The following is a 5715-nucleotide window of genomic DNA, read 5'->3' on the forward strand; positions in this document are numbered from 1 at the left end:
AGTCAGCGTTCAAGACGAGCGCTGGTAAGGCCTGTGGTGAGACTGCAATCGTCAAGCGTATTCTCCTGATCGATTCGGCATCTGCACCTTCTATATTAGGCCCGTTGCAACAGGATTGTGAAGCCGGAAACAAAAATGCGCGCGCTGGATTCGCTTTTTCCTTCAAGGTGTCACAGGAACAGCATCGCGGCGCATTTCCTGTGCGTAATAGGCCCAGAACAGGCGGGCGGCGATGCTGCGCCAGGGCGACCAGGAGGCGGCAAGCGAATCAATTTCGCGGGCCGTCGGACGCAGGTCGAGACCCAGGCCATGACCGATGGCGTTCTGCAGCGCGACGTCACCGGAGGGGAAGACATCCGGGTGTCCGGCGCAGAAGAGCAGATAGACCTCTGCCGTCCAGCGCCCCACCCCCTTGATCGCGGTTAGCTCGCGGATTGCTTCGGTCGCCTCGACATTGCAGATCGCATCGAGATCGATCTCGCCGCCGGCCACCACCTCGGCCACCCGCCTGAGCGCCTCGGCCTTGGCTCGTGAAAGCCCGATCGCCCGGCAATCCTCGTCGCTGAGCGAAAGCACGCCCGATGCAGTGACCTCGCCAAGTCGCTCCTCCATGCGCCGCCAGATCGCCGCAGCGCTCGCCTTCGAAACCATTTGCGATACGATGATGCTGGCAAGCCCGCGATAGCCGGGATCGGTGCGCCTGAGCGGCACCGGCCCGGCGCGGGCAACGACGTGCCCCAGGCGCGCATCGAGCATCACCAGACCGGAAAGACCGGCTTCGATGTCCTCATGGGTCCGGATGATGCGCATGAAGCCTCCACAAAGCGGATGATTTTTATACCGCTTCCATGGCAAAGGGAAACGATGCCAGACACGCCACCCGTTTTCCGCTTTGCCCCCAGCCCGAACGGCTTGCTTCACCTCGGCCATGCGCTTTCAGCGGTGCTGAACCACGACATGGCAAGGGCTGCGGGCGGGCATTTCCTGCTGCGCATCGAGGACATCGACCAGACGCGCTGTCGTTCGGAATTCGAGACTGCGATCCTGGAGGACCTCGCCTGGCTGGGTCTCCACTGGCAAGAGCCCGTGCGCCGTCAATCGGAACATCTCGACGCCTACGCGAAGGCGCTGGCGCGGCTGAATGATCTCGGCGTGGTCTATCCCTCAGCCTTGACCCGCGGCGAAATCAAGGCGGCGGTCGCCGCGGTAGAAGTCGCTGGCAGGACCTGGCCGCGTGACCCGGACGGAAGCCCGGTCTATCCGGGCCGCGAGCGCACCTATTCGGCCGGTGAGCGCGCCACTTTGCTTTCGAGCGGCAAGGCCTATGCCTGGCGGCTCGACATGGCGAAAGCGCTCAGCCTCATGGGCGACGATCGCCTGACCTGGACCGAAAATGGCAGCGGCCCTGAAGGTGAGACCGGCACGGTCGTCGCAGACCCCGCAGCGTGGGGCGACGTCATCCTGTCGCGCTCCGATGCGCCGTCAAGCTACCATCTGTCCGTTGTCGTCGACGACGCCCTGCAAGGCATCACCCATATCGTGCGCGGCCGCGATCTCTACCATGCAACCTCGGTCCACCGGCTCTTGCAACGACTTCTCGGCCTGCCGGAGCCCCTTTATCACCATCACCGGCTGATCCTCGGCGCCGATGGCCGCAAGCTCTCCAAAAGCAATCAGGATACCGGCATCGCCGCCTTTCGCGCTGATGGCCGCACGCCCGCAGAGCTCCGGGCGCTAATCGTCTAGGTCCTGCTCGTCCCGGACAGCCTCGGACCCGTTGCGCAGCTGAAAACTGCGCCGCACCATGCGCTTGACCCGGTACTTCAGGATCGCCGCGTTGATCTCGGCGCCGATGATGAAAATCGCCGCGATCATGTAGAGAAACACCAGCACGATCATGATCGAGGCCAGGCCTGCATAGGTCGAGACATAGGTGGCGAAGGTCGCAAGATAGGACGCAAAGGCGTAGGCGCCGATCGTCCAGCAGATCAGCGTCAGCACGATGCCTGGAAGGACGTCGATCACCTTGCGGTGGCCGTCCGGCAGCCAGAGATGCGACACCAGCAGTCCACTGGTGAGCACGACCAGGGCGAGCGGCAGGCTCCAGTTGTCGACTGTGGCCAGAAGCCCGCCGAGCCACGGCCACCATTCCCCAGCATAACGCACGGCCAGCGGCACCGCGACGAGCAGAATGCTGAGCGCGGCCAGGATGAGGACGCCGGCCAGCACGAAGCCGAGGCTCGCAAGTCGGGTCACGTACCAGTAGCGGCTTTCGGTCACGCGATAGGCGCGGTTGAGCGAGACGCGCAGCGCCTCCACGCCGTTGGAGGCGAAATAGGCAGCCGCCAGAACCGAAAGCGTCAACAGGCCGCCGCGCGGGATCGTCAGAACCCGTACGATCTCGTCGGCGACGGGCTTGGCGATCGATTCAGGCCAGGCATCGAAAATGAGATGCACCGCCGTTTGCGCGAACTGGTCGGCGCCAAGAAAGCTGCCGAGCGCGGTGCCGAAAATCAGGAAGGGAAAGACGGCAAGCAGCGACGACAGCGCCACGTGGCTCGCCATTGCCCAACCGTCGTCGAGGCTGAAATGCCAAAGCGCATCGAACACGACTTTCCAGGTGATGCGTATGAACGCCGGCATTCCACTCCATTCCTGCGATCGCCCGAACCCGCAAGCGGGCGCGCGGCGCATTTTTCGCACGTCGCAACGCAGGCTGGTCCGGCCCGCGCAATTCAATTGTATCCCGCCGATGAATATGGGAAACGGAGGCAGGATTTCTACAGGAATCGATCGGATGACTGATCGCCCCACAATCATTATCACCGGATGTTCGTCCGGGATCGGTGCCTATTGCGCCCGCGCCCTTGCGGCTGACGGCTGGCGGGTCTTTGCCACCGTGCGCCGGGCAGAAGACCGCCAGGCTCTGGAAAACGACGGCATTGAAACCTTCCTGATGGACTACACCAAGCCGGAAACGATCGCCGCTCTGGCCGATACGGTGCTGGCGCTTTCGGGTGGTCGCATCGACGCGCTGTTCAACAATGGCGCCTACGGCCAGGCGGGTGCGGTCGAGGATCTGCCGACCGAAGCGCTCAGGCTTCAGCTGGAGACCAATGTCATCGGCTGGCACGATCTGACGCGACGGGTAATCCCTTCGATGCGGGCGCGTGGGTATGGCCGTATCGTGCAGTGCTCCTCCATTCTCGGCATCGTGCCCTATCGCTGGCGCGGCGCCTACAATGCTTCCAAATTTGCGATCGAGGGCCTGTCGCTCACGCTCAAGATGGAACTGGCCGGTAGCGGCATCGAGGTCAGCCTCATCGAGCCGGGACCGATTACGTCCAGGTTCACCGCCAACGCCGTCACCTATATCGAGCGCTTTATCGACCTCAAGAACTCCGTCCACCGCCTCGAATACGAACGCCAGATGCGCCGCCTGAAAGGCGAAAGCAAACCCGCTTCCGGCAAACTTGGCCCGGACGCAGTTTACGCAGTTTTGAAGCACGCTTTGACGGCAAAGAAGCCAAAACCGCATTATATTGTAACAAGACCCGCACGGCAGGGCGCGCTTTTGAAAAAGCTCCTGCCGGCAGCATTGTTTTATCGCATCATCGGCCGGCTCGGCTGAAGGTGACTTGCAAGGATGAGTTCCATGTCCAGCTTTTTTACTGGCCTGACCCTGTTCGTCATGGGTCTGGTCGTCATTGTCCTGATCCGCGGCCTGCTGAATATGGCCAAGGGCGGCAGCGGCAGTACCTCGAACAAATTGATGCAGGCCCGTGTGGTTCTGCAGGCAATCGCAATCGCGCTGATCATGCTGACGCTGTGGATCACCGGCGGCGGTCGCCCGACCTGAACGACGCAATTCCGGGGTAGAAACCGCATTTCCTGGAATTGCTTGGCTTGACGCAATTCGGGACGGAAAGCCGCCTCTCATCTTTCCTGGAATTGCCGCAGAGGACCATGACGACGCAATGGTAAAGCTCAACAAGATCTACACCCGGACGGGTGACAACGGCACCACCGGGCTCGTCTCAGGTCCGCGCCGGCTAAAGAGTGACCTTCGCGTCGATGCCTATGGCGCCGTGGACGAGACCAATGCCTTTATCGGCCTGGCGCGGCAGCACACGTCCGGCATCGCCGATCTCGACAACGCGCTGATGCGCGTCCAGAACGATCTCTTCGATCTCGGCGCCGATCTGGCAACGCCCGACACCGGCGAACCGCCGCAATACGAGCCGCTGCGGATTGTCGCCGCACAGGTCACCTGGCTCGAGACCGAGATCGACCGGCTGAATGCCGAGCTTGACCCCTTGCGCTCCTTCGTGCTTCCAGCCGGAAGCCCCGCCTCCGCGGCCCTGCACGTCGCCCGCACGGTTGCACGGCGGGCCGAACGGCAGATGGTGGCGCTTGCCAACGTCGACGGTGAAATCGTTAGCGCCGAAGCCATCGCCTATATCAACCGTCTCTCCGATTTCCTCTTCGTTGCCGCCCGATGGGCAAATGACAAAGGTCAAGCCGACGTCCTTTGGATTCCCGGAAAAAACAGATAACGTCCGCTTCGAATTCAGCCCTCAAACGCAATCGGCTGGAGGGCTATGACATAGGACGGCGCTTCGGGAGAGAGCATGTTCATACCGCTGCACGATACGAACAGCCTGAAGCACATCAAGGTTCAGTACGTCACGATCAGCCTGATCGTCATCAACGTCGTCGTCTGGCTGATCACCGGGCCTATCGCGTCCGAAGAATTCGCCAACGCAGCCCTTCTTGGCTTTGGCTATATCCCCGCGCTCATCTTCGACTACGCCCAGCTCGACCCATCGCTGGTCATTGTTCCCGACGGCTTCACCTTCGTCAGCTACGCGTTCCTGCACGGCGATTTCATGCATCTCGCCATGAACATGCTCTTTCTCTGGGTGTTCGGCGACAATGTCGAGGATGCGCTCGGGCACGTCCGCTACCTGATCTTCTATCTGTTGTGCGCTGCCGCCGGGGCGCTTGCGCACGGCCTCCTCGATCCAGCCTCCGAAGCGCCGCTGATCGGCGCATCCGGCGCCATTTCCGGCGTCGTCGCCGCCTATTTCCTGCTGCATCCGAAGGTTCGCGTCTGGGTTCTGGTGTTTTTCCGTATCCCCCTGCCGCTGCCTGCCGCCATTCCGCTCGCCTTCTGGATCGGCCAGCAATTCTTCATGCTTGTCGTCGATCCCGGCAGCGGCGTCTCCTGGAGCGCCCATGTCGGTGGCATCGTCGCGGGTCTCATTCTGGTGGTCATTTTGCGACGCCGGGACGTGCCGCTTTTCGACCGCACGATCGTCACGCCGCGCGCCGTGCAGCACAAGGCCGAATCCGTCGCGACCGCACAGCAGCCTCCGCCCGATGCGGCAAAACCACCGATGCCCTGGGGACGCCAGACCTGATCCTGCGGCCCCCGGAGCCTGGCTGTGGGCTTGGATCGATCGGGATTTCAAGGACTTGCCCGCCACCGTCGCTGCCCGATCGGCCCGTCGCTTCACGGCACCGGCAACCTCTTGCGACCGACCATTCTTACGTGTACGTAAAAGTAAATTTAATTCTCGGGGTTATATCGATTTAGCGTCATGCACAGCGATTGTAATTGGAGAAAAAACGCGTATCGATGTCGCCAACCGACAATCAGGCGGCTCCGTTAAGGCGCATTTTCCTGCGAAAGCTCTTGGAGGGAAGAATCCA

At 61.9% G+C, this 5715-nt stretch carries 7 protein-coding genes; 5 read left to right on the forward strand and 2 right to left on the reverse strand.

Features of this window, described 5'->3' with window-relative positions; all coding sequences use genetic code 11:
* Positions 1–162: 162 nt before the first annotated feature.
* Positions 163–810: a DNA-3-methyladenine glycosylase gene (locus tag VGO04_RS17675; protein WP_327497280.1), complete on the reverse strand. Its 648-nt coding sequence runs from the start codon at positions 808–810 to the stop codon at positions 163–165.
* Positions 811–864: 54 nt separating this feature from the next.
* On the opposite strand from VGO04_RS17675, the gene gluQRS reads away from it, so the two are divergent.
* Complete coding sequence (gene gluQRS / locus VGO04_RS17680) at positions 865–1746, forward strand: tRNA glutamyl-Q(34) synthetase GluQRS (RefSeq protein ID WP_327497281.1); 882 nt, start codon at positions 865–867, stop codon at positions 1744–1746.
* On the opposite strand, the gene VGO04_RS17685 is transcribed toward gluQRS, so the two are convergent.
* Positions 1735–2643: a YihY/virulence factor BrkB family protein gene (locus VGO04_RS17685; protein ID WP_327497282.1), complete on the reverse strand. Its 909-nt coding sequence runs from the start codon at positions 2641–2643 to the stop codon at positions 1735–1737. The two genes, gluQRS and VGO04_RS17685, sit on opposite strands and share 12 nt — an antisense overlap.
* A gap of 154 nt (positions 2644–2797) precedes the next feature.
* Here VGO04_RS17685 and VGO04_RS17690 point away from each other — a divergent pair, with 154 nt between their 5' ends.
* The 4 genes from VGO04_RS17690 (at position 2798) to VGO04_RS17705 (ending at position 5423) form a co-directional block, all read left to right on the forward strand.
* The gene (locus VGO04_RS17690; RefSeq protein ID WP_327497283.1) at positions 2798–3631 is read left to right on the forward strand and encodes an SDR family oxidoreductase; all 834 of its coding nucleotides are present in this window, start codon (positions 2798–2800) and stop codon (positions 3629–3631) included.
* A 24-nt stretch (positions 3632–3655) separates the two neighbouring features.
* On the forward strand, positions 3656–3859 hold the full coding sequence (locus tag VGO04_RS17695) for a twin transmembrane helix small protein (protein WP_327497284.1): 204 nt from the start codon (positions 3656–3658) through the stop codon (positions 3857–3859).
* A gap of 118 nt (positions 3860–3977) precedes the next feature.
* Positions 3978–4556, forward strand: coding sequence for a cob(I)yrinic acid a,c-diamide adenosyltransferase (locus VGO04_RS17700; protein ID WP_327497285.1), 579 nt, complete (start codon positions 3978–3980; stop codon positions 4554–4556).
* 75 nt (positions 4557–4631) lie between these two features.
* Complete coding sequence (locus tag VGO04_RS17705) at positions 4632–5423, forward strand: rhomboid family intramembrane serine protease (RefSeq protein ID WP_327497286.1); 792 nt, start codon at positions 4632–4634, stop codon at positions 5421–5423.
* Positions 5424–5715: the final 292 nt, after the last annotated feature.

It is taken from the genome of Ensifer sp. (assembly GCF_035999185.1).
Taxonomy (GTDB): Bacteria; Pseudomonadota; Alphaproteobacteria; order Rhizobiales; family Rhizobiaceae; genus Ensifer.

Coding starts and splice junctions, on each gene's coding strand:
- VGO04_RS17695 (WP_327497284.1), top strand. CDS start 3,656: ATGTCCAGCTTTTTTACTGGCCTGACCCTGTTCGTCATGGGTCTGGTC.
- VGO04_RS17690 (WP_327497283.1), top strand. CDS start 2,798: ATGACTGATCGCCCCACAATCATTATCACCGGATGTTCGTCCGGGATC.
- VGO04_RS17705 (WP_327497286.1), top strand. CDS start 4,632: ATGTTCATACCGCTGCACGATACGAACAGCCTGAAGCACATCAAGGTT.
- VGO04_RS17675 (WP_327497280.1), bottom strand. CDS start 810: ATGCGCATCATCCGGACCCATGAGGACATCGAAGCCGGTCTTTCCGGT.
- gluQRS (WP_327497281.1), top strand. CDS start 865: ATGCCAGACACGCCACCCGTTTTCCGCTTTGCCCCCAGCCCGAACGGC.
- VGO04_RS17700 (WP_327497285.1), top strand. CDS start 3,978: ATGGTAAAGCTCAACAAGATCTACACCCGGACGGGTGACAACGGCACC.
- VGO04_RS17685 (WP_327497282.1), bottom strand. CDS start 2,643: ATGCCGGCGTTCATACGCATCACCTGGAAAGTCGTGTTCGATGCGCTT.